A 23,529-nucleotide genomic window follows, 5' to 3' on the forward strand; every position below is an offset into this window, starting at 1 on the left:
AATAAAAACCAGGCCGTCTGAAACTTATTTCAGACGGCCTTTTTGATGAATAAAAGCGTATAATCGGCGCGTGATTTCCGTTGATGAAACGGCGGAAAAGATAAAGGATTTTTCAAACCATGCAAATTATTCATACGATTAAAGAATTGCGCGAGTGGCGCAAAACTGCCGGAAAAGTGGCATTTGTGCCGACCATGGGCAATCTGCACGAAGGCCATCTTGCGCTGGTGCGCGAAGCAAAAAAACGTGCAGATAACGTTGTGGTCAGTATTTTTGTCAACCGCCTGCAATTCGGACAAGGCGAAGATTTCGACAAATATCCGCGCACTTTGCAGCAAGATGCCGACAAATTGGCAGGCGAGGGCGTTGCCGTCGTGTTCGCGCCTGATGAAAAAGAGCTGTATCCGAATGTGGAACAGCGTTTCAATGTCGAGCCTCCGCACCTGCAAAACGAATTGTGCGGCAAATTCCGCCCGGGCCATTTCCGCGGCGTGGCGACCGTTGTGACCAAGTTGTTCAACATTGTTCAACCCGATACTGCCTGTTTCGGCAAAAAAGACTATCAGCAGCTGGCGATTATCAAAGGCTTTGTCGAAGACTTGAACTTCAATATCGAAATCGTCCCCGTCGACACCGGCCGCGCTTCAGACGGCCTGGCACTTTCCAGCCGCAACCAATATTTGAGCGAAGCAGAACGCGCAGAAGCGCCACGCCTCTATCAAGAGTTGCAAAACATTGCCGCCGTCCTGAAAAACGGCAATCTGGATTACGCCCAGCTTGAAGCCGAATGTATCCGCCGTTTGACCGATGCCGGCTGGGTGGTTGATTACGTTGAAATCCGCCATGCACACAGCTTGGCAGTGGCTCATGTTGGCGATAAAGAATTGGTGGTGCTTGCCGCCGCCCGTTTGGGTACCACGCGCCTGATTGATAATTTGGAAGTGGCTTTGGTTTAAAACCAAGCTGCTGTTAAAGGCCGTCTGAAACCTGTTTTTCAGACGGCCTTTTGTTACAATAACGCTTTTGCGTTTCTAAGGCTTTTCCATGTCCAAACCCACTGTTTCCCCGATGATGCAGCAGTATCTCGCCATCAAATCGCAGCACGCCGACAAGCTGGTGTTTTACCGCATGGGCGATTTTTACGAGTTGTTTTTGGATGACGCAGTGGAGGCGGCAAAGCTGTTGGACATTACCCTGACCACGCGCGGGCAGATGGACGGCGTGCCGATTAAGATGGCGGGCGTGCCGTTTCACGCGGCGGAGCAGTATCTGGCGCGACTGGTGAAGATGGGCAAAAGTGTGGCAGTATGCGAGCAGGTGGGCGAAGTCGGTGCGGGCAAAGGGCCGGTGGAGCGCAAAGTCGTGCGCATCGTAACGCCCGGCACGCTGACCGACGCGGCGTTTTTGGAAGATAAGGAAACCAACCGCATTGTGGCGGTGAACGCAGACAAGAAAAACGTTGCCATCGCATGGGCTTCTTTGCAAAGCGGCGAATTCAAAACCAAGCTGACGACGGCAGACAAACTTGCCGACGAGCTGGCGCGTTTGCAGGCGGCGGAAATCCTGTTGCCCGAAGGCAAAAACCTGCCTGACGGTTTTCAGGCAACCTCTGCCAACATCACGCGCCTGAACTCATGGCAGTTTGCCGCCGATGCGGGCGCGAAATTGTTGACCGAATACTTCGGCTGCCAAGACCTGCACGGCTTCGGTTTGGACGGCAAAGAACACGAAGCCGCCGTCGGCGCGGCGGGCGCGCTGTTGAACTACATCCGCCTGACGCAAAACCTGATGCCGCAACACTTAGACGGCATTTCGCTCGAAACCGACAGCCAATATATCGGCATGGACGCTGCCACGCGCCGCAATCTCGAAATCACGCAAACCCTCTCCGGCAAAAAATCGCCGACCCTGTTTTCCATACTCGACGGCTGCGCCACCCACATGGGCAGCCGCCTCTTGGCACTCTGGCTGCACCACCCCTTACGCAGCCGTGCCCACATCCGCGCCCGCCAAGAAGCCGTTGCTGCGTTGGGTTCGCAATACGAAACCCTGCAAGGCCGTCTGAAAAACATCGCGGACATCGAACGCATCGCCGCCCGCATTGCCGTCGGCAACGCCCGCCCGCGCGACCTCGCCGCCCTGCGCGACAGCCTGTTTGCCCTGAATGAAATCGAATTGTCCGCCGAGGGCAGTAGTCTCTTAGAAACCCTCAAAGCTGTTTTCCCCGAAACCCTACCCGTCGCCGAAACCCTCAAAGCCGCCGTGATGCCCGAACCTGCCGTCTGGCTCAAAGACGGCGGCGTCATCAACCAAGGTTATTCGGCAGAACTGGACGAGTTGCGCCACATCCAAAACCATGGCGACGAATTCCTGCTCGAGCTTGAAGCGCGCGAACGCGAACGTACCGGCCTCTCCACCCTTAAAGTCGAGTTCAACCGCGTTCACGGCTTCTACATCGAGCTATCCAAAGTCCAAGCCGAACAAGCGCCTGCCGATTACCAACGCCGCCAGACCCTGAAAAACGCCGAACGCTTCATCACCCCCGAACTCAAAACCTTTGAAGATAAAGTCCTGACCGCGCAAGAGCAGGCATTGGCATTGGAAAAACGCCTGTTTGAAGCCCTGTTGAAAGAAGTTCAGACGGCCTTGCCGCAGCTTCAAAAAGCCGCCAAAGCCGCCGCCGCCCTCGACGTACTCTCCACCTTCGCCGCCACCGCCGCCGAACGCGGCTTCGTCTGCCCCGAGTTCGCCGACTACCCCGTCATCCATATCGAAAACGGCCGCCATCCCGTCGTCGAGCAACAAGTGCGCCACTTCACCGCCAACCACACCCGCCTCGACCACAAACACCGCCTCATGCTCCTGACCGGCCCCAACATGGGCGGCAAATCCACCTACATGCGCCAAGTTGCCCACATCGTCCTCATGGCGCACACCGGCAGCTTTGTTCCTGCCGATGCTGCCCAAATCGGACCCATCGACCAAATCTTCACCCGCATCGGCGCCTCCGACGACCTCGCCTCCAACCGCTCCACCTTCATGGTCGAAATGAGCGAAACCGCCTACATCCTCCACCACGCCACCGACCAATCCCTCGTCCTCATGGACGAAGTCGGACGCGGCACCTCCACCTTCGACGGCCTCGCCCTCGCGCACGCCATCGCCGAACACCTGCTGCAAAAAAACAAATCCTTCAGCCTCTTCGCCACCCACTATTTCGAGCTGACCCGCCTGCCTGAAGCCCACGCAACGGCAGTCAATATGCACCTTTCCGCACTCGAACAAGGCCAAGACATCGTCTTCCTCCACCACATCGAACCCGGCCCTGCCAGCAAAAGCTACGGTATCGCCGTCGCCAAACTCGCAGGCCTGCCCAACCGCGCCCTCAAAGCCGCCCAAAAACATCTGGACGAACTCGAAGCCCAAGCTGCCGCCAATCGTCCGCAGTTGGATATTTTCAGCGCCATGCCGTCTGAAAATAGGGAAGATGAGGAAGGGAAAGCACAAGAAGTTGAACCTATTGATAATTTGCAGACCAATGAGTTGGCCGAAGCTTTGGCGCAAATCCAGCCCGACAACCTTACGCCGCGCGAAGCTTTGGATGCCTTGTATCGTTTGAAAGATATCTGCAACAAGGTGTCGTAAACAAGGCAAAGGCCGTCTAACATAGGGGAAACATATAATGAGTTTTGCTGACATTACCGTGGTGGGTATTACCGGCGCAGATTCTTATACCGAGGGCACGATGTACGCCGTTGCCCGCAGTTGCGCCGAATTGCCCGGAAGCCGTGGATTGCTGATCAGCCCGAGCCGTCCGCAAGGTTTGCCGGAAAATATCCGACATCAGCCTTGCCGGCCATTCGGTTATTTAGAATACAATCTGTTTGTTTTGTACCAACTGATGTATTACATCGAAACCGATTATTGTTTGATTGTTCAAAATGACGGCTGGGTGTTGAACGGTCAAAACTGGCAGGACGCCTATCGGGAATATGACTACATCGGCGCACCTTTGCCGATTTTGTTGGAAACCGAAGCCGACGGGCAGTTTTTCCTGAAGGGGACCGACCAATATTTGGCCAAACAGCATCTGATTCAGACTTCCCCGAATTTGGACGAGCCGCAGAACGGCGGTTTCAGCCTGCGCAGCAAGCGGCTTTTAACCATGCCGAGGCAACTGGGCTTAAATGTAGAAATCCGGCCGCCTTTGCCGCCGAAAGACGGAAAAATTGCCGGTATGGAATGGCTGGTGCGGCTGCACCACGAGGATATGTTTTTGACGGCGCAACACCGTTATAGATTGCAGGACTTGGGGCTGAAATTCGCGCCTCCGAATATTGCGACACAATTTTCTTCAGAAGTACCGTTTATCAATCGAATGAGGAATGTCCCTTTAGAGCACGTCTTTGGGGCGCACTGGATGGGCAATGTAGTCTTGACCGGCTGCAACCGTGTCCGTTTTGCCCAATTGAATGAGGATAAATTGGAAACATTATCCCGTTTTTTTAGAAATTTGGGTTATGAATTAGAATAAATAAAGGCCGTCTGAAAGTTCAGACGGCCTTTTTTAATGGCTGTTAATGATGATGGTGGGCATGGCGTGCGGCCGCGCGTTTGGTACCGACAGGTACAATCAGCGTCGCGTAAGTATTGTCTTTCTGACATACGCTTTTATCGCTGTAATCGGTCTCGTTCACCACTTTGATTTTCCACAAACCGTCAATCAGCGTAATCACATTGACCACGCCGTTTTTATCGGTTTTGCCGGAGAAGCCTTGAGGCTCGCGGTGGTCATGAGTTGATTCCAAGTCCATTTCGGCCAAAGTGTCGGAGCTGGCGGTAACAGTGGCTTTAACCAAAGGCTCGCCTTTGTACAGGACTTTGACCGGCAAAATACCGCCGGCTTTGACTGCGTTCGGATTTTTCAGCGGAACCAGTTCCAGCTCTTGGCCGATAGGGCGGGTCAATACCGCTTCATCGACTGTGCCGTTGCCCACTTGGACAAAACTCTTGCCGAACATTTGCGATTGTTCGCAATAGGTGGCACCGGCCAGCTGTTTCAAGGTTTGCTGTTTCCAGCCGTCTTGGTTTTTCGACCAGAAAGTCGGTTGGTAGGTCGCGCTGACCCAGTAGGAGCCTGCGGGCAGGGCGGCTTTGGAAACGTATTGATAGTTTTCGCCCTTATTCACCAAATCAACGGTTTTCTTTGAGCTGTCGGTCAATTGCAGCGGTTTGAAAATATGCACGCGGTCGTCGGCGATTTTTTCGACATTTGGGAAGTCATGGCTGTAACCCAAATCCGCATGCAGGATTTTACCGGCAGGCTGATGTGCCGGAGCGGCCACCCAAACATCGTGCGCCTGCGCCACTGCACCCAATCCCAGCAATCCTAAAAGCATCCATTGTTTCATCGTTTCTACACTCCATCTTTCTATTATTGAACAAAACGCCTAATGATTCGGCGAATACGAACAGTACTCTTTTTTATTAACTTTGTAAATAATATGGTTTAGATTTTATAGTTATAAATAATTATTTTTTGATTTCAGACGGCCTCGGTTTATATAACCAAAACTGATAAACCCAAAAGCAAACATTATTTCCCGTTTGCTTCCGATCCCGATAAAGTATCGCCATACTTTTAATAGGAGCCGACCATGAATATCCGTACCCTTTCTTTTGCCGCATTGACCGCCGCGCTGGCGTTGAGTGCCTGCTCTCCCAAAAACGAACAATCTGCCGACAATGCCGCTTCCGCAGGCAAGGCCGGTAATGTGAAGCTGTTGAACGTCTCTTATGATGTCGCACGAGATTTTTATAAAGAATACAATCCTTTGTTTGTCAAAGAATATGCTGCGAAAAACGGCGGTGCAACGGTTGAAATCCAACAGTCGCACGGTGGCTCCAGCAAGCAGGCTTTGGCCGTGGCCAACGGTTTGGCCGCTGATGTGGTGACCATGAACCAGACTTCCGATATCGAGCTTTTGGTGAAAAAAGGTTTGGTCAAAGCAGATTGGAACACGCGCCTGCCGGATAATGCCGTGCCTTATACTAGCAACGTCGTTTTCTTGGTACGCAAAGGCAATCCAAAACACATCCAAGACTGGGGCGATTTGGCCAAAGACGGCGTGCAAATCGTTTTGGCCAACCCGAAAACCACCGGCAACGGCCGCTACGCCTTTTTGGGCGCGTACGGTTATGGTTTAAAAGTGAATAATGGCGATGAAGGCAAAACCAAAGATTTTGTGGCCGCATTGCTGAAAAACACGCCTGTATTTGAAAACGGTGGCCGCGCGGCAACGACGACCTTCAGCCAACGCCATATCGGCGATGTTTTGGTTACCTTTGAAAATGAGGCCAACTACGTCAGCAAAAAACTGACTCAAGACCAATTTGAAATCGTCTATCCGAGCTATACTATTATTTCAGAAGCACCGGTTGCAGTCGTGGACAGCGTGGTCGATAAAAAAGGCACGCGCGCCGCTGCCGAAGCCTACCTGAAAAACCTCTGGAGCGAACCGGCTCAAGAATTGGCCGCCAATCTTTATCTGCGTCCGCGCAATGCCGAAGTGTTGGCCAAACACAAAGCCGATTTCCCCGATATTGAAACCTTCAATCCGAATGAGAAGTTCGGCGCTTGGTCGGACATCATGAAAAAATTCTTTGCCGACGGCGGATTGTTTGATCAGCTTTCCGGTAAAAAATAAGGTGTGAACATGGAGGCCGTCTGAAATTTCAGACGGCCTTTTGTTACAATAAGCCTTTCCCTTATCCACCTTTTCCCATGTCCCAACGCAAAATCATCCATATCGATATGGACGCATTCTACGCTTCGGTAGAACTGCGCGAGCAGCCGCACTTGAAAGGGCTGCCCGTCGTTGTGGCGTGGGACGGTACTCGGTCGGTCATTTGTGCCGCGTCTTATGAAGCGCGCAAATTCGGTTTGCACTCGGCCATGTCGGTGGCGACGGCAAAAAGGCTGTGTCCGCAGGCAGTGTTTGTACCGCCGCATTTCGATTTGTACCGCAAGGTGTCGGCGCAGATTCATGCCGTGTTTCGGCGTTATACCGATTTGATCGAGCCTTTGTCTTTGGACGAAGCCTATTTGGATGTTACCCGAAATTTTAAAAATATCCCGTACGCCAGCGAGGTGGCCAAACGCATTCGCGCCGAAATTTTTGAAGAAACCGGTTTGACGGCCTCTGCAGGCATCGCGCCCAATAAGTTTTTGGCCAAAATCGCGTCCGACTGGCGCAAGCCGAACGGGCAGTTTGTATTGCCGCCGCCCAAAATCATGGCGTTTTTGGAGAGCTTGCCGTTGGGTAAGATTCCCGGTGTCGGCAAAGTTACGCTGAAAAAAATGAACGCCCTCGGTATGCAGACTGCCGGCGATTTGCGCCGTTTTGAGCGCGGCGAGCTTTTAAACCATTTCGGCCGCTACGGCTACCGCCTTTATGATTTGGCACGCGGTATCGACGAGCGGCCTATCAAAGCCGAACGCGAACGCCTGCAAATCTCAACCGAAATCACTTTGCCCGAAGATTTATCTTTGGCGCAGGCTTCAAGCCATTTGCCGCACCTTGCCGAAGACCTTTGGCGGCAGATTGAGCGCAAAAACGTTGAAGCCAAAGGCGTTACCCTCAAGCTTAAAACCCACGATTTCCGCATTATTACGCGTTCGCTGACGTATTCTTCCGTCCTGCCCGACAGTGCCTCGCTGCTTCAGGCGGCGCATACTTTGCTGCAACGCATACCGCCGCAACGCGAAGACGCCTTCCGCCTGATCGGCATCGGCGTGAGTCATTTACTGCCGAAAAACCAGCAGCAGACGCTTTGGTTATAAAGAAATAGAAAAGCATTCTTTCCGTTTGAAGATAGGGCGCAGGACAATATCGTTCCATAACCATATCGGCAGCCGTTTCAACAGGCCGTCTGAAAATTATTAGGAACAACCAGCCATGTCTTTATTCCGTCCTCAATTTTGGAAAATCCCCGAAACCAATGATGCCGAACGCCGCCGCCTGCCTGAGTTGGCGGCTGCTTTGGAGCGCCGTTTGCAAGACATTGCCGCGCGCTATCCGCAAGCCGTGTTCGCATCCAGCCTTGCGGTTGAAGATATGGTCATTACCGATGCCGTGTGCCGTCTGAAACTGCCTATCCGCATCATTACGCTCAATACGGGCAAACTCAATCCCGAGACCGCCGCGCTGATTGCCGAAACCAATGCGCGTTATCAAACCGAATTGGAAGTGTTTTATCCCAACCGGCAAACCGCCGATGAATTTGAAGCGGAATTTGGCACGACCGCCATGTACGACAGCGTCGAGTTGCGCCGCCGTTGCTGCCATATCCGCAAAATCGAACCGCTCAACCGCGCTTTGCACAACGCGCCTGCCTGGCTGACCGGACAACGCCGCAGCCAGTCTGAAACGCGCAGCGAATTGAATTTTGAAGAGCGGGATACAGGCCGCAACATCGCCAAATTCAATCCTATTTTCGATTGGGAAGAGCAGGACGTTTGGGCATATGCGCACGAGCACCAAGTTCCGCTCAATGCGCTGTATCATCAAGGCTATCCCAGCATCGGGTGCGAACCCTGCACACGCCCGGTCAAGCTGGGCGAAAATATCCGCGCCGGACGATGGTGGTGGGAAAGCAAAGACAGTAAGGAATGCGGTTTGCACAAATAATCAAAGGCCGTCTGAAAACGTTTCAGACGGCCTTTTTGACGGCTTAACAAAATGATTTATCAAGAATTTGTTTTTCGCTCAACGAAAGTGGAAAGCAGGGCAGTATCGATGTCCCATTTCCAGATGCCTTGATCCGAGCCGTCCATGCCGCGCAGGAAGAGGTAGCGGATGGCGATTTTGGGCAAGGGTTTGCCGCGCAGGGCATAGTAGCGCGCAATGGCAACGGCGTAGATCAGGGCTTGCAGGTAGTAGTGATGATGCGCCACGGCTTCATTCATCGCCTGTTGCGTATACGCGCTTGCATCGTTGCCCAAATGGTTGGATTTGTAGTCGATTAAAACGACATGGCCGTCTGAATCTTGGCAAACTATATCGATAAAGCCGTTCAAATAGCCTTGTAAATCATGGAAATCAAGCAGTTGCGCGGCTTGGACGCATTCGGGCGGCAGGTTTGCTTCGCTTGAGGCAAACCAACGGCGTAAGTCGTCCAGTTTGAAATCGTCCATGTACAGGGTGAACCCCATTTCGGGCAGGCGTCGGCTCGGCGGAATCTGCGACAGGCTCTCGTTGATTAAAGGAGTCAGGCGGCAGGTGTCGAGCATGGCGCTTACCGTCGGCAGCCATTTGTCTTCAAAGCTGTGGCGTTGCAAAACTTCGGCAATCATTTCGGATTGGCTCTCGGCAGAGGCGGCGAAGTCGAGTTTTTCCAGCATTTCATGCAAACATACGCCGGCATTGGTGCCGCGGGGAAAATGGTGGATATCGAGGCCGTCTGAAAGCGGGGACGGCAGGTTTTCAGACGGCATGGCACGGTCTGCGCTTTCTGCCGGGTCGATGGCAGGTTGCAAAGGCTCGTGTTGTTCGTCGGTTGACTTAGTATGCCTGCTCAAACCGGTAAAGCTGGTGTGGCGGATAAAGTCAAAATTGCGGTGTTTAATGCTCTGTGCGCTCAAGGCTTGGTCTTGCTGGCGGCTGTATTGGTAGACGGTTTCCGGCGGGGCTTCTTCCGTGAAGGTGAATTCCGTATTTTCCGGCGCGTTTTTGATAAAGCGTTGCCAGTTGGTTTTGAGCATTTCTACAACATCTGTCGTGCTTTGATAGCTTTGGCTGACGCTTTCGCGGCCGGCCTCTGGCAAACCTTCAAGCAGATAGGCAAAAGGATTGTTCGGCGTACAGTTTTTGTTGGCGGCGGCGTAGATGTTGAGCTGTTCTTCGGCGCGGGTAAGGGCGACATAAAGCAGGCGTAAATCTTCCGCCGTCTTTTCGTCGGCAAGGTGGCTTAGTTCTGCTTCCGAGGTTTGCGATTTCGCCAGCAGTTCGGTTTCGTGGTTGTCCGTATGCAGGATTTTCCAGTTTTCTTTGGAATTGTCTTTGGTATCCCACGCGAAGGGGCAGTAAACCAAAGGATATTGCAAACCTTTCGACGCGTGCATGGTAACGATTTTGACCAGTTTTTCGTCGCTTTCAAGACGGATGGTTTGCGCATCTGACGGGAAATGGCCGCTGCGCGCACGGCTGATTTGCTCGTTTAACCATTTATGCAGGGCGGCAGGGTTGCGGCTTTGGCTGTCTTCTTCGGCCAAAAGCTCCAAAATTTGGTAGTAATTGGTCAGGCTGCGTTCGTTGCCGCCCTTGAGCAGGCGCGTTTCGATGTCATGTCGGGCGGCAAACTGCTGCACGGCGGCAAAAATGCCGCCTTTCCGCCATTTTTCCATGGCTTCGGCAGACGACTCCAGCCATTTCAGCAGCTGATGTTCGTTGTGGTTGAGTTCGTATATCTCTTTGGCGGTATAGCCGAACAAAACGCCGGTCAAGACAAAGCGCAGCCAGTCGGTTTGCCTTGGGTTGAGCCAAAAGCCGATCAGCGCGGACAGCGAGTCTGCCTCGGCGGAATCGAAAACAGACTGGCGCGACAGCAACACGCTTTGGATACGGCGCTGTTTCAGTTTTCCGGCAATCATCGCCGCTTCGTTGTTGGTGCGCACCAAGACGGCAATATCGCCGGATTCCAATGCGCGACCTTTGAAATTCAGACGGCCTTCGGCCGCTTCATTGAGCGCAAAGGCAATTTCATCGGCGCAATATTCGGCGGCTCGGCTGCGCAAAATCTCTTTGCCGGTTTGGTCGTCCGTATTGAGCCAGCGCACTTGGATAGCAGGGTGGTGTGGCGACAGCCGGCTTTCGGCGCGGCTGGCGGAGACCTCGCTGTAATCGATGTTTTCCAACACGAAGGGATGTTTTTTTTGTTTGAACAAGGCGCTGATGCCGTTGATCAGCTTGGCATGGCTGCGGTAGTTGACGGCGAGGGTGTAATGCCTGTCCGCATCTTGAGCGGCTTGCAGATAGGCGTAAATGTCCGCACCGCGAAAGCTGTAAATCGCCTGCTTGGGGTCGCCGACGAGAAACAGCGGGCAGCCTTGCTCGATAAAAATTTGGCGGAAAATTTCGTATTGCAACGGGTCGGTATCTTGGAATTCGTCAATCAGCGCGATTTCCCAGTTTGCCGCCGCCGCTTTTGCCAACGCGTTGCCGTGTTCATTGGTGGTCAATGCCTGATGGACGTCCAGCAGCAAATCATCAAACACGCGCTCGCGGCGTGATTTTTTTTGTTCGGCAATGGACTGATTGATGTAGGAAAGGAGGTCGAGTTGCAGGCAGATGAAGACCGCTTCTTCCGCGCTTTTCATTGCCTGCAAATCACGATTGAGATTAGCCAAGGCTTGCAGCTGAATAATTTCCGCCGCATCGGCATCGGCTTTATATTCTTTTTTCAGTTTGCTGTTGAGCGTGTCGATACTGAAGAGGCTTAATTTTTCCAGCGTTTGTTTGCTCAGGCGGGGCAGACGGTTGGATTCGGCATTTGTTTTTAAATCGACAAAAACATTTTCAAAGGTATTTCTTCTGTAGGTTTGGCCGTTAAGTTTGGGAAAGATTGCCCAAAACGCTTTTTCCAAGTCTTCCAACTGAGCGCAAATTTTTTGCCATGTTTCTTGAAGGTTGGCTTGGGCTTCTTGCAAATCACCTTCAGGCCGTCTGAATTTCAGATAGGGGCGGCCGGTATAGCTTTTGATTTCGGCAAGCATTTCTTCGGGCGTGCATTTCCGGTCAAAAACCAATTGTGCCAATGTGGTATCGGTTGCCACTTTCTGCCGCCAAAAATCCTGCGCTGGAATCAGCAGCCTCTCGCGCGAGTCGTCCGACAGCTCGACATCCAAAGGCGCGCCGCACAAAAACGCGTAATCGCGCAAGACGCGCTGACAGAAGCCGTGGATGGTGTAAATCGAGGCGTTGTCAAACTGGCTCAGCGCGGCTTTGAGGCGGAGAATCAGGCGATAGCAGCTTTCCTGACCGTCTTGCTCGCCTAAAGCCAAAGGAATCAAGCGATTGAGAAAGTCATCGGAGGATTTCTTCTCTTTTTCGTAATATTTATTCAGGCCGTCTGAAATATGTTCCGGCTTGCCGCCCAGGGTTTGGATTTCGTTTAAAACCTGCAATACTTCGTCCAAACGCGCGCGCAAACGGGTTTTCAGTTCTGCCGTCGCCGCTTTGGTAAAGGTAACGACCAGAATTTTCTCGATGTCTTTTTTTTCTAAAACAATCAGTCGGGTAAAGAGCGCGGCAATGCCGTAGGTTTTACCTGTACCGGCGGAGGCTTCGATGAGGTTGGTGCCGTCGATGGAAAGGGTGAGCGCGTCAAAAGGAAGGGCGGAAGACATGGTTGGAACGGAATAATATTAGCGAGGCATTATCATAACAGAGATAGTGTGTGGTTTTGCATTGATGATAAAAATGCCGTCTGAAAACTTTCTGTTTTCAGACGGCATGTCTTAATGGCTATTCAATGACTTCAATAGCGCATCTTAGTAGCGCAAACGGCGTTTGGCGTAGCTTGGTTGGCGAGGACGATAGGTATAACGGTTCGCCGCAGAAGCTTTAGTGTTGTCATAGTAGTGCACAACATTATTACCGTTGATGGCCGTATTGTTGACGCTCAAACCGGTTGGAGAGCCGGTAGTAATAACAACATTGTCGCTTTGGATGACGTTTGCCGTATTGGTTACGTTGGCGTCATTTTTACCTTTGGCGTTGATGCCGCCGTTTGGTTTGCCTGAAGCGTAGCTGCCGTTGACATTGACGGTCAGATTTTTTTCGTTAACGCTGCTGATCGCGCCGGAAGTATTGACTTTGTTGCCTTCTACTTCAACGGAGTTGTTGGATACTAAGTTGGTACCGTGCAGGTTGACGTCGCCGTTGTTGGCATTGATTTTAATATCGTTGCCGGCCGCTACATTCGCGCCTGCGGCGGTAGAAGAAGCGTTATCGGTTTTGTTGACGCCGACAGAGCCGTTGACGTGAGGAACGGCTACACCGGTTTCAACATTGATTGTCGCACCAGCGCCAATACCGACATTAACGGCTGTACCTTGGTTGGAGGCAGTATTGGCTGACTCGGTGAAGGTTACGCCGTTGCCTGCGGTAATGTTGACGTTGTTGTTGGCGGTAATATTGGATGCGATTTCAGCAGAGTCTTTGGCGTTGATGACAACATTGGCCGCATTCATATCGCCTTTGACGGCGGTAGATTCTTTTTTGTTTTCATCAGCGTAGTTGACGTTCAGGTTGGCATTCACATCAACGTTTGAACCGTCTTTGGTGTATGCGCCGACAGTCAAAGACGCGCCGCCTTGTTTGCTGCTACTGTTGCTGGTGTTGTGGGCGGCAGTGTTGTGGTATGAACCTGCATCAATGTTGATTGCACCGGTTACATCGTATTTTGTACCTTCATCAGACACTTTGTCATTTGCCAAAACGATGGCATTGCCTGCGTTGATGGTGGTGACGGTTGCAGTGGATTCATTGTGGGTCGAAGAGTTGCCTTGACCTTGTGCAGTGATTTCACCGCCGATGCCTTTGTTGGTGCTGATGCCGGCAGAAACGACCAAACCGCCGCCGTTTTGTTTCACATCGGATTTCGCGCCGCTGTGTGCCGCTGCATGGGTAACGTTTTTGGCAGACTCAATCACATTGCCGGTCGCATTAATCACGGTACCTTCTTGATTAATATTGCCGTTGGCAGTGATGGTGGTGTTGCCGCCGGTGTTGATGTTGGATACATGAGATGTGTCCGTTACGGTCGTTGCATCCGTTTTGGTGCTGGTAATGCCGACAGATACGCCGACGCCTGCGGCGTTATTTTTTCCGTATGCGGTGGCAGATACGCCCAAATCGGTTACGCGGCCGGATTCGGTTACTGTGCTGCTGCCTTTGGAGGCAACAACATTGACGTCATTGGCTGCGGAAATGTTGACGGATTCTTCGCCGTTGACTTGGCTGCCGCTGACGGTAACGTTTGAGTTGGAAGACAACTGGGTGTTTTTACCGGTCAAAATGCTGCCGCTCAGGCCGACAGAATGGGTGTCGGTGTGGGTATCGGTGAATTTGATACCGGCTTTGGCAGTCACGCTGCCGTTTTCTTTATTGGTTTCAGTACCGGAGTAGCCTTTGATGGAATACTCGTTGACCTGTTTGTTTTCTACCGCTTTGGCAGCATCGATGGTCAAATCGCCTGCGGAAGCCAGTTGCAGTTTTTGTGCCGCAAACAATGCAGAGCCGATCACATTGATGTCTTTGTTGGAAACAACGGTCAGGTCGGCATTGGAAACCAGGGTAGAACCGGTTACTTTTTCAATGCTACTGTTGCTGCTGGTTTTAGAGGTCGTGATATTGAAAATCGTACCTTTACGCGCGCTTTGTGCGGAAGTATCGGTGCTGGTGGCGTTTTTAATATCAACATTGCCTGCTTTGGAGCTGACGAATGTACCGGCTTGGCCTTCGACGGTACTGCCGTAAACGTTGACGCCGTTTTTTGCACCCAAAACTACGTTTGAGTTGGCAGTAATGCTGCTGCCGTGCAGGTTTTCGGTACGGTTGTTTTGAACTTGGCTTTCACCGCCGAACAGGCCGCCCCAGTATTTTTTCTGGTCATCGAGGCTGTTGGTGTTGATGGTGGTTTGCGTACCCAAGTTGATGTTGTTGACATCGGTAACGACATTGCCGTTTGCCGCGATGCTTGCGCCGTAAGTGCTCAAATCGCCTTCGGAAATCAAACCGATATCACCGGCTGCGGAGATTTTGGTTTCATGGGCGGTAGAGTTTTTGGAGGATTTTGTAGCGATACCGGTTTTCAGGGCAGCAGTTTCGTTTTTGAAGCTGACATAAGTCGAGCTGCTGTCGGTTTCGCTGTTGCTGCTCAATACGATGCCTTGTTGGGCGGCAATGCGTGCATCGGCAGCCGAGTTCAGTTCGGTTGCGTCCAATTGGACTTTGCCGGTGGTGGCGATATTGACAGAACCGGCATTGATTTTGGTTTGATGCAGGCTTTCGTCAACAGAAGAACTCAGGTTGTTGTTGTACCAAAGGCCTTTGCTTTGAGTGTGGTCGGATTCTGTACGGTTGGTGGTTTTTACCGCGTTAGAATTGATGTTGCCTTTGGCAGAAGCAGTCAGTGCGCCGGCATTGATGTTGGCCGCGCTTAAGTTGAGGCTTCCGCTGTTGTTCAGAGTCAATGACTCGGATGCATTGATATTGCTGGCGGTAAAGGTTTCCGTTTTGTTGCGGTCTGAACGGAAGTGCTGAACATTTTGCGCTTCTTTGCCGCTGGAAGATTTGTTGGCGGAATGGCTGGTAACCGTGCCTTTGATGTCGGTATCGCGGGCAAACAATTCCATTTGTGCGCCGGTCAGGTTGGCGGACTGGATGCTCAGGTTGCCTTTGCTGTCGATATTCAGGTAGCGGGTGCCGGTAATGGCGGCGTTTTGAATGTTTTGTTTGGCGCGTTTGTCGGTCGCGTGGATGCGGATGGTACCGGCGCGCATACTGCCAAAGATATGGCCGTCAAGAACCGGCGCATTTGAAGCTGTGTCCAAGGCTTCGATTTGTGCGGTTTTGTAGTCGAAGTTGCTTTTGCCTGAAGAAACGTTGATGGCATCGGCGGCATTGACGTTGGCTGATTTGCCGACCACAACTTGCGGCGCGAGCAGGTCAACCACACGGTTACCGCTCAAATTGCCGTTTACTTGCAGCTGTTTGCCATTGTCGCTGATATGGAAAGATTTCAACGTGCCGTCTGAAACGGTTGGCGTACCGACAACCAAGGATGCGCGGTTGGCATTCAGGATGCTGCCGCCGTTGTGGGTAATGCCGTTAGGGTTTGCCAAAACATAGTCTGCGGCAATACCGAAGATCTCTTGCTGACCCAAAATCAGGGAAGGGTTTTTGCTGACCACTTCGTTCAAGATCACAGATGCGGCCTGACCTTGGAAGTTTTTATTGGCAGACAGGTTTCCGGCCAGTTGGGATTTACCGGCGGACAGGGCGTTATTCAAAACGGCGCCGTGTTGGGAAACGTTGTACTTGTTGTATTGGTTGTGAGAAAGACCTTGGGCCGTCGGTGCGGCAATGTTGACGATGTCGACATTGTTTTGCTGCTGTACCGAAGTTTGGCCGATGGCTTCGATATTGGCGGCTACCGCTGCATTTCCCAGGAATGCAAAGCACACGGTGACAGTCACTTTGCCGGAAGCTGAGAGCTTAGGCTGATATAAAGTGTCGATTTTCATGGATTTTAATCCTTATTTATCGTGATGGAGAGTGAATCAGAAATCCCATATCGGGTATCGGATTTCTGTTGAGAAAACTTTTGAATGTATTAACATTGGTATGGAAATTTTTACAATCATACCACCAGTATGACCTTGTGTGCACTATTTCAAATGCAAATAAAAGCCGCTCATCTTGTTGATATTAATAGAAAATTAATAACGTTAAGATGAGCGGTTTATATATTGGATAAAAGGATATATATTTACATAATTTTAAAATGGAATGCGTAAAGAAACGGTCACATGATCCTGTTTTTCGCTGTTTGATTGGTTGGGCATGCGCGCAAAACCTTTGCCGTAGTCGGCAGAAAGCTGCCATTTGTCCGCCTTGCCCAAATTCAAACCTGCCACTAAGCCCATGGCGCGTTGCGAACCTTCGTGATGATTTTTGGCAACGCCGATGTCTGCGCCCAGATAAGGTTCGATATAGATGCCGTGAGGCGTATTGCGGCGGAAATAAACGGTATTGCTCAACAGGACTGCGCTGCTTGCGCTCAAAGAAGTCGAACGGAAACCGCGTACATTTTGATAACCGACGATGTCCATTTCTTTGGCGGCAAACAAATCATGCGGGCTATATTGGGCATCGATTTGGTGATGGTTGCGCACGATCCATTTGCCCAATAGGCGGTTTTGAATCAAATTGCTTTGCAAGGATACAGAGGTATAGCGCTTGTCAAACGGCGTATGTTCGGTATTTTTCGCAAACCCTTGTTCCACACCGATATTGTTGAGCCAAATGCCGTTTGGCAGGATGGCCGTGTGCGACAGGCCGACTTGTGCCGAATAAATTTCCGGGCTTTGCAATTCCAGTTTGCTGTCGGCAAATTTTGCAGTCTGTTTCACATAATCGATGCCGACATAGGCGGAGGCAATGTGTTTTTGACTGCGTGAGAATACGCGGTCTGCTTTGATTCCTGCCGCTTTGGATTGGGAGCGGTAGGCGTAGCGCGTTACGTTGGGCGTTAGGATGCTTTGCGATTGCGACGCGGCGGCGTAAGTGCTGAATGTCCATGCGCCGTAAGGAACTTGGTAGAACAGGCTGCCGCCGCGACTGTAATGGCTGTCGTGGTTGTTTAGATTGGTGTAGCCGTTTAGATAAAGGGAGTCGCTCAATCCCAACGGGCTGCCAATATTCAGGCTGCCGCGCAGTGTCGTGGTATTGGGTTTGCTGCCTTTATTATCGATGGTAATGCTGCCGCCCCAATGTTTTTCGGCATCGTTGTTGAGTTGGATGGAGGCGGTGCCGTCATCATGCGGATAAACATCGATGCTGACGTTGTTGCCGGCAACATGGTTTGCCTGTTCGATACCTTGGTCGAGGTATTGGATGTTCAGCGGTTTACCTTGATGATTGGGGAAGAGGGTATTGACGTTGACCGTACGGGAGCTGCCGGTAATTTCACGGATTTTGCCTTCGATGACGGCCAATTTCAGGACGCGTTCAGGCGTGGTTTCAAATTTGATTTGCGTGTGCGGATAGCCTTGAGCGATATACTCGGCAACGATGTCCCGGTTCAGTTGGTTGATGCTGTTTTGATTGATGCATTTGGGGAGCTTGGCTTCAATCTTTTGGGAATCGATAAGGGTAATGCCGGAAAGCTCGATACCAGTGTAATCCAAACATTCGGTATTGTTTTCAGACGGCCCTTCTTGTGCAACCGCGTCATTATCTTGTTTTTTCTGTAAATCCCATGCCGACTGCTCGCGTTTTTGGATTTCAACCGAATGAATCTGGTCGAGATTGTCGCGGAAGTCTTTGTCGAATTGGTTGGATACGTTTTTATCGATTTGATCAGGCGGATTCGGCGTATTGGCCGCATAGGCGTTCAGTGCGGAGAGAATCAATACGGGCAGGGGAAGGAGGCGGGATTTATACATGGTGTCGTAATTTTATAGGGATAATAATCGGGTTTATTTTATCGAAAATAGCTGTCTGGGGCGTATCGGTTTTTATCCTTGTCTGCAATCAGGGTTTATTAAGCAATAATGGAATAAATTTCTATGATGATACCATAAAAATATTAATGGGATTTGAATAACAAAAACCTGCCTTTGAAAAGGCAGGTTTTTTCAGACGGCCTGTGAGCCGTTAAAGATTTTGCAAACGTTCGACAGAAGGTGCGTAGTAGTAGGCGCCTGATACGGCTTTAGACAAATATTTCAGCAGTAAGTCGGTTTTGCCGTCTGCATCGCCGAACATATTGAGCAGTTGAACTTCGATATTGTGCAGCGTGTTGCAATAGGAAGTGAACATCAAACCATGTTCGCCGCTGATTTTGCCGAAGGGCAGGCTGCGGCGGACGATTTTCAAACCAACGCCGTTTTCTTTGACATTGACGCGGCCGAGATGTGAGTCGGGCAGGCGTACGTCTTTGCTGAATTCGTCGTTGGCTTCTTTGCTGCGGCCAACGCTGGCTTCTTGTTCGGCAGTAGGAACGGCATCCCATTTTTTCAAATCGTGCAGGTATTTTTGCAGCAAAACATAGCTGCCGCCGGCATCCGGTTTGCCTTCGGGAATAATGGCGACATTGCGTACATTGTCATCACCCTGAGGATTTTCCGTACCATCGACAAAACCGTCCAAGCCGCGGTCTTCATACAGGCGCAGGCCGTGTTCTTCAGTGGATACGCGGATACTGTCGCCGAATGCGCCGAAAACAGATTGAGCTAAGGCATAGGCGGCTTTTTGCTCGGTGGCTTGAATGTGGATATAGAGGTCGTGTTGGGTGGAAGGGGCAAGGCCGTTGCCCAATTCGGGGAAAGGTTTGATTTCACTGCCTTCGTCAGTATGGCCGAACGATTGCCATGCGCGGCTGCCGAAGGCAATGGTCAAACCCAAAATATCATTTGGAAAACGGGTTTTCAGTTTGGCCAAGGATTCCAAAGAAAGGCGGCAGGCAGATTTGATGTCTTCGTTGCGGCCGTCTGAAATATCTGCTTCGATAAAAATACCGGCTTGTGCGTGATCAGGAATAATAGCTGATTGAGGGTGGCTCATGATGATTCCTTTCAAAATATTATGGGTTTTTACGCGGTGGATTATACACTGAAAGTTTCAGACGGCCTAAAATCTGCCTTTTGATTTTTTAGGGCGGAAAGGCATGTTTGGCAAGATGTTTTTTGTGAGCGTCATTCTGTTGCAAGTGTTTACATTCGGGCTTGGGCGTTCACTGCAATGGCTGTTTGCGCCTTGGATTGGCAAAATCGGCAGACGTTGGCTGATGGGTATTTCCTATTTCATTACAAACGGCTTGCTGGTCGGCTTGCTGCTGGAATTGGGACATATGATGTTCCGCGTGGTGGCGTTTTGGATGGTGATCTTGCTGTTTGTGATGTATGCCGCGTTGGCGACATTTATCCTGTATCTTTTGCTGCGCCGTTTTGTAGCACGCCAACCGCTTTCTCGAAGCCTGCGTCTGTTTGCGCCTTTGTTTGTGATCGGTTTGCTCGGTTTGGGGATGTATAACGCCTATACGCCCGTGGTCCGCCATCAGACTGTATTCATCAATAAGAAAATGGATAAACCGCTGCGTATCGGCGTGGCCAGCGATTTGCACTTGGGGATTTTGTTCGGCGCACGTCAATTGGACAAACTGACGGACATTATGAAGCAGGAACAAGTCGACATGGTGTTGCTGCCGGGCGATTTGATGGATGATACCGTCGATGCGTACCTGAAAGAAAACATGAAACCGCATTTGCAGAAGCTGACTGCGCCAATGGGCGTTTACGCCACTTTGGGCAATCATGATTGGTTCCGCGATCAGAAGCGTATCAAACATGAATTGGAAGCGGCAGGTTTGACGGTTTTGGCCAATCAGGTTTTGGAAGTGAATGGTGTGTTGCTGGTGGGGCGGAGCGATGATTTGGATCACAAACGCCCCAGTGCGGAGCAGCTTTTAGAAGGTCAAAATACCCAATTACCGGTTTTATTGATGGACCACCGTCCTACTTCAATCGAAACCCATGCCCGGCTGCCGATTGATGTGCAGGTTTCCGGCCATGTCCACAACGGCCAAGTTGCACCTGCCAACCTTATCGTCCGTACGCTTTATCGTCTTGCTTACGGCTATGAGGCAATCGGTAACGGTCATTTCTTCACTACTTCGGGCTATGGCTTCTGGGGCATTCCCCTGCGTTTGGGTTCGCAATCAGAAGTGTGGGTGATTGACATCAAGTCAAAGCATTGAAATAGAAATATAAACTTCAGGCCGTCTGAATTTCAGACGGCCTTTTTTATGAAAATTGGGAAAAAATATTGAAATTGGATTATAATCGATGTTAATAAAATCAGCCACCGATATGAGTGGCATCATAACTAGGGAACTCACTATGGGCATTATCAGTCTTGCACTTATCTTCGTATCAATCGCCGCCGTCTTATTGTATTTCAAACAACAGTTGAAAGACCGCAAAAAAGACTGTCGCGAATCCTTTGTCTCTTTGCGCATTGCGCTCGACTGTCGGCATCAGGCCGTCCGTCATGTATTGGATGCATACAGCAAACACCTGCAAGAGCAGGGCATTGCATCGGATCAAAACGTTCAGCAGATGTGTGCCGAAGTCGAAACCGCATTGGCGCAAACCGCCAAAACATTTTCCGAATCCAAAATCAAACATCTGTGCGAAGCCGAAACAGCATTGAATCATGCGCTGAAAAAATTACAAACCGCCGTCAACAGCCTTTTGAAACAACATCCTGATGAGAAATTGGCCGGTTTGATGGAAATGCTGGATGCCGCAGAAGCAGAAGTCGCATCGGCACGCCGCACTTACAACCGCAGAGCCGGAAGCTACAACCACCATTTAAACAAATTGCCCAACCGCCTTGTCGCCAAGCCATTAGGCTTTGACAAGCAGGCAAGTTTGGTTCGTTTTACGGAAAACCAAACGCAACGAATAAGCAGCAATATATTGGCTTAAAAATAAAGCAGTTTATTGAATAAGCCATAAACAAAAGGCCGTCTGAAATATGAATTTCAGACGGCCTTTTTTGTGCTGTGAATGAGAAAAATACTTAGGCTTTTGCCAATTTATTGGGCAAAGCGGATCAGGCTGTCGGCAAGCTTATCGGCTGCAGTTTCATAGCCTTGTGCAGAAAAGTGAACGCCGTCTTTGGCTGCCAATCCTTGCGCCATCCAGTTTTTCATGCTGCATGCGCCGCCCATTGCATCTTGCCAAGACCAGAACATGATTTTTTCGTCACGGGCAACGCGTTGCTGCATTTGTTGTACTTCGCTGAGCAAGACAGGGCGGTTGCCGCAGCTGCCGTAGGCGGTTTTCAAAGATTCCGGCGCGCCGAGGATCAGGATGCCTGCGTTGGGCAGGGTGTTTTTGATTTGACGGATGTAGTTGCGCCATGTTCGTTCGGTAGAGGAAATATCGAGGTTGCCGGAAAAGGCTTCGTTGGTACCGTAGGCAAGGATGATTAAATCGGCTTTGGTTTGTGCCAAATCTTCCCACATGCCCGGCCGCCATTTTGACCATTGGGACAATTGCGCGCCGTTGATGCCCATGGCGGAAACGGTTACGCCGCGTCCGGGGCGTTCGATGTTAATGAAACCGATTTGCCAAGGCATGCTGCTGCTGAGCGTTATCGGTAGAGATGCGTTGGTATGCAACAGTTGCCAGCCGTTTTGTTTGGCCGGGATTTCGCGGCCGTTGACAATCAGGGTTTGCTCGGACCAAACAGGTTTGCCGAAAATGGAGATTTGTTGCGTATCCATGCTGCCGTCGGCTGCGCTTAAGGTAACGCTGCCGCCGTCGGCGCGTGCTTCAATACCGCCGAAAGAGAAGTCGCTGTGTGATTTGCGGCTGCTGATGGTGTTCCAACCGCTGCCGCTGTAACGGACGGTTGCCATGCGCTGGCCTTTGACGGTGTTGGGGTAAACCCAACCGATGCCGCCGTTGCCCCATTTTTGTTGCAAACGGCGGCGCAGGCGGTCGGTGAAATAGTCGCCGGCGGTGTGTGAGTCGCCGACTTGGATAATGCGGAACTTGCCGTCTGAAGTATTGTTGAGCTGTTGCAGTTTGTTCAGCCAGGCAGGGCGGTTGGAGCCGTAGTTGCTTAACAGGCCGTCATTGGTTGCGCAGGCGGTAATAGGGAGTGCGAGAAGCGTGAGGAGTAAGGTTTTATTCAATTTCATGGTTGTGTATCGTGTGTAAAATTAATTTTTTCCATAATTTTTTCGGCCAATAGTTTTTGGCCTTCTGCGGAAAAGTGAATGCCATCCTTGCTGCGGTAACGGATGATTTTTCCGTTGACTTTGACGGAGTCGGCATATTCTTCTGCGCCGTTGCTCAACAGTTTGTCGGTCGGCAGCCAGATGGCTTGAGGCGATACTGTACCCGACAGGATTTTGTCGAGGTAGCGCATCTGTTCGTTGAGCTTGGCTTTTTTCATGTAAGGAATGCCCAGCCAAATGACTTGGACATCATGTGTGGAGGCTGCATCAAGAATACGGCGGACGCGGCTGAGGTATTCTGCTTCCCATTCGGGGGTAGCGAACTTCAGGTATTTTTTACCCATCGGGAAATCCCATGGGTCGTTAGGGCCTAAGAATACAACCAAAACGCGGATGTCGGGTTCTTTTTGCAAAGTTTGTTCGATGGTTTTTGGCCAGTCGAAGAAGTTGGGGTAGGACAAGCCGGTGCTTTGTTTGCTGAGGTTGACCGATTGTACGCCATATTCTTGCTTGAGGTGTTTTTGTACGAAAGGTGCAACGCCCTGCATCAGCGAGTCGCCGGCAAAGAAAACTTTGTTGCCTTTTTTCAATACAACCTGCGTTGCCGACTGATCAGCCTGATTGCTTGGCTCGCTGGCGGCGGTATCCGTATTGTTAGCCGCATCAGAAGCGGCAGTCTCTTTTTGATTGTCCGATGTTTCAATGTTTTCCGTATTTTCAGACGGCCTTGTTGTTTCAATACCAGAGTCTTCTGAAGCTAAAGCATCTTCTGTTTCCAGTGAAGCTTTCAGGCCGTCTGAAAATTCGTAGGCTTTTTGTTGCCAGTCCGCACCAATCTGCCACCAAGCGTATTCGGATAAAGGCTCAAGCGGACTGTTTTCATGATAGGTCTGCTGCCAATAGGCATTGATGGAGTTTTGGGCAAACCACGTCAGCGCAACCGCACTGAGCAGAATCGAAACAAACAGGGAGATAAAGCGTTTCATGTTC

The 23,529-nt window shown here is 51.0% G+C and carries 15 protein-coding genes; 8 read left to right on the top strand and 7 right to left on the bottom strand.

Annotation, left to right across the window (positions count from 1 at the left end):
* Positions 1-119 precede the first annotated feature (119 nt).
* From panC to ACTHUT_RS01080, 3 genes are all read left to right on the top strand, one after another.
* On the top strand, positions 120-956 hold the full coding sequence (panC, locus tag ACTHUT_RS01070; protein WP_440386242.1) for a pantoate--beta-alanine ligase: 837 nt from the start codon (positions 120-122) through the stop codon (positions 954-956).
* A gap of 88 nt (positions 957-1,044) precedes the next feature.
* Positions 1,045-3,645, top strand: coding sequence for a DNA mismatch repair protein MutS (mutS, locus tag ACTHUT_RS01075; RefSeq protein ID WP_440386243.1), 2,601 nt, complete (start codon positions 1,045-1,047; stop codon positions 3,643-3,645).
* 37 nt (positions 3,646-3,682) lie between these two features.
* The gene (locus tag ACTHUT_RS01080) at positions 3,683-4,534 is read left to right on the top strand and encodes a DUF5672 family protein (protein ID WP_440386244.1); all 852 of its coding nucleotides are present in this window, start codon (positions 3,683-3,685) and stop codon (positions 4,532-4,534) included.
* A 43-nt stretch (positions 4,535-4,577) separates the two neighbouring features.
* Here the strand turns inward: ACTHUT_RS01080 and ACTHUT_RS01085 are convergent, their stop codons facing one another.
* Positions 4,578-5,411: a DUF4198 domain-containing protein gene (locus ACTHUT_RS01085; RefSeq protein ID WP_314058518.1), complete on the bottom strand. Its 834-nt coding sequence runs from the start codon at positions 5,409-5,411 to the stop codon at positions 4,578-4,580.
* A 252-nt stretch (positions 5,412-5,663) separates the two neighbouring features.
* Here ACTHUT_RS01085 and ACTHUT_RS01090 point away from each other — a divergent pair, with 252 nt between their 5' ends.
* The 3 genes from ACTHUT_RS01090 (at position 5,664) to ACTHUT_RS01100 (ending at position 8,690) form a co-directional block, all read left to right on the top strand.
* A complete protein-coding gene (locus tag ACTHUT_RS01090) occupies positions 5,664-6,707 on the top strand; it encodes a sulfate ABC transporter substrate-binding protein (protein WP_440386422.1) in 1,044 nt (347 codons plus the stop codon).
* A 77-nt stretch (positions 6,708-6,784) separates the two neighbouring features.
* On the top strand, positions 6,785-7,843 hold the full coding sequence (gene dinB / locus ACTHUT_RS01095) for a DNA polymerase IV (RefSeq protein ID WP_440386245.1): 1,059 nt from the start codon (positions 6,785-6,787) through the stop codon (positions 7,841-7,843).
* Positions 7,844-7,958: 115 nt separating this feature from the next.
* Positions 7,959-8,690, top strand: coding sequence for a phosphoadenylyl-sulfate reductase (locus ACTHUT_RS01100; protein WP_440386246.1), 732 nt, complete (start codon positions 7,959-7,961; stop codon positions 8,688-8,690).
* Positions 8,691-8,749: 59 nt separating this feature from the next.
* Here ACTHUT_RS01100 and recB read toward each other — a convergent pair whose 3' ends face one another.
* The 4 genes from recB to ACTHUT_RS01120 form a co-directional block, all read right to left on the bottom strand.
* Positions 8,750-12,406: an exodeoxyribonuclease V subunit beta gene (recB, locus tag ACTHUT_RS01105; RefSeq protein ID WP_440386247.1), complete on the bottom strand. Its 3,657-nt coding sequence runs from the start codon at positions 12,404-12,406 to the stop codon at positions 8,750-8,752.
* Between the two features lie 144 nt (positions 12,407-12,550).
* Positions 12,551-16,309, bottom strand: a complete 3,759-nt coding sequence (locus ACTHUT_RS01110; protein WP_440386248.1) for a hemagglutinin repeat-containing protein — start codon at positions 16,307-16,309, stop codon at positions 12,551-12,553.
* Between the two features lie 255 nt (positions 16,310-16,564).
* Positions 16,565-18,232 (bottom strand): ShlB/FhaC/HecB family hemolysin secretion/activation protein, encoded by a 1,668-nt coding sequence (locus ACTHUT_RS01115; RefSeq protein WP_440386250.1) that lies wholly within the window; start codon positions 18,230-18,232, stop codon positions 16,565-16,567.
* Positions 18,233-18,443: 211 nt separating this feature from the next.
* Complete coding sequence (locus tag ACTHUT_RS01120) at positions 18,444-19,352, bottom strand: Dyp-type peroxidase (RefSeq protein ID WP_440386251.1); 909 nt, start codon at positions 19,350-19,352, stop codon at positions 18,444-18,446.
* 103 nt (positions 19,353-19,455) lie between these two features.
* On the opposite strand from ACTHUT_RS01120, the gene ACTHUT_RS01125 reads away from it, so the two are divergent.
* Together ACTHUT_RS01125 and ACTHUT_RS01130 are read left to right on the top strand one after the other, a co-directional pair.
* Positions 19,456-20,544 (top strand): metallophosphoesterase, encoded by a 1,089-nt coding sequence (locus tag ACTHUT_RS01125; protein WP_440386252.1) that lies wholly within the window; start codon positions 19,456-19,458, stop codon positions 20,542-20,544.
* Between the two features lie 142 nt (positions 20,545-20,686).
* Positions 20,687-21,277: a LemA family protein gene (locus tag ACTHUT_RS01130; RefSeq protein WP_440386253.1), complete on the top strand. Its 591-nt coding sequence runs from the start codon at positions 20,687-20,689 to the stop codon at positions 21,275-21,277.
* A 110-nt stretch (positions 21,278-21,387) separates the two neighbouring features.
* On the opposite strand, the gene ACTHUT_RS01135 is transcribed toward ACTHUT_RS01130, so the two are convergent.
* Together ACTHUT_RS01135 and patB are read right to left on the bottom strand one after the other, a co-directional pair.
* On the bottom strand, positions 21,388-22,500 hold the full coding sequence (locus tag ACTHUT_RS01135) for an SGNH/GDSL hydrolase family protein (protein WP_440386254.1): 1,113 nt from the start codon (positions 22,498-22,500) through the stop codon (positions 21,388-21,390).
* Complete coding sequence (patB, locus tag ACTHUT_RS01140) at positions 22,497-23,525, bottom strand: peptidoglycan O-acetyltransferase PatB (protein ID WP_440386255.1); 1,029 nt, start codon at positions 23,523-23,525, stop codon at positions 22,497-22,499. The genes ACTHUT_RS01135 and patB overlap by 4 nt, the downstream gene beginning before the upstream one ends.
* Positions 23,526-23,529 lie beyond the last annotated feature (4 nt).

Source organism: Neisseria sp. P0022.S010 (assembly GCF_051956635.1).

Excerpts from the sequence above, each read along its gene's own strand:
- ACTHUT_RS01080 (WP_440386244.1), top strand. The coding sequence starts at position 3,683 with ATGAGTTTTGCTGACATTACCGTGGTGGGTATTACCGGCGCAGATTCT.
- ACTHUT_RS01110 (WP_440386248.1), bottom strand. The coding sequence starts at position 16,309 with ATGAAAATCGACACTTTATATCAGCCTAAGCTCTCAGCTTCCGGCAAA.
- ACTHUT_RS01130 (WP_440386253.1), top strand. The coding sequence starts at position 20,687 with ATGGGCATTATCAGTCTTGCACTTATCTTCGTATCAATCGCCGCCGTC.
- dinB (WP_440386245.1), top strand. The coding sequence starts at position 6,785 with ATGTCCCAACGCAAAATCATCCATATCGATATGGACGCATTCTACGCT.
- ACTHUT_RS01125 (WP_440386252.1), top strand. The coding sequence starts at position 19,456 with ATGTTTGGCAAGATGTTTTTTGTGAGCGTCATTCTGTTGCAAGTGTTT.
- ACTHUT_RS01085 (WP_314058518.1), bottom strand. The coding sequence starts at position 5,411 with ATGAAACAATGGATGCTTTTAGGATTGCTGGGATTGGGTGCAGTGGCG.
- ACTHUT_RS01135 (WP_440386254.1), bottom strand. The coding sequence starts at position 22,500 with ATGAAATTGAATAAAACCTTACTCCTCACGCTTCTCGCACTCCCTATT.
- ACTHUT_RS01100 (WP_440386246.1), top strand. The coding sequence starts at position 7,959 with ATGTCTTTATTCCGTCCTCAATTTTGGAAAATCCCCGAAACCAATGAT.
- recB (WP_440386247.1), bottom strand. The coding sequence starts at position 12,406 with ATGTCTTCCGCCCTTCCTTTTGACGCGCTCACCCTTTCCATCGACGGC.
- panC (WP_440386242.1), top strand. The coding sequence starts at position 120 with ATGCAAATTATTCATACGATTAAAGAATTGCGCGAGTGGCGCAAAACT.
- mutS (WP_440386243.1), top strand. The coding sequence starts at position 1,045 with ATGTCCAAACCCACTGTTTCCCCGATGATGCAGCAGTATCTCGCCATC.
- ACTHUT_RS01115 (WP_440386250.1), bottom strand. The coding sequence starts at position 18,232 with ATGTATAAATCCCGCCTCCTTCCCCTGCCCGTATTGATTCTCTCCGCA.
- patB (WP_440386255.1), bottom strand. The coding sequence starts at position 23,525 with ATGAAACGCTTTATCTCCCTGTTTGTTTCGATTCTGCTCAGTGCGGTT.
- ACTHUT_RS01120 (WP_440386251.1), bottom strand. The coding sequence starts at position 19,352 with ATGAGCCACCCTCAATCAGCTATTATTCCTGATCACGCACAAGCCGGT.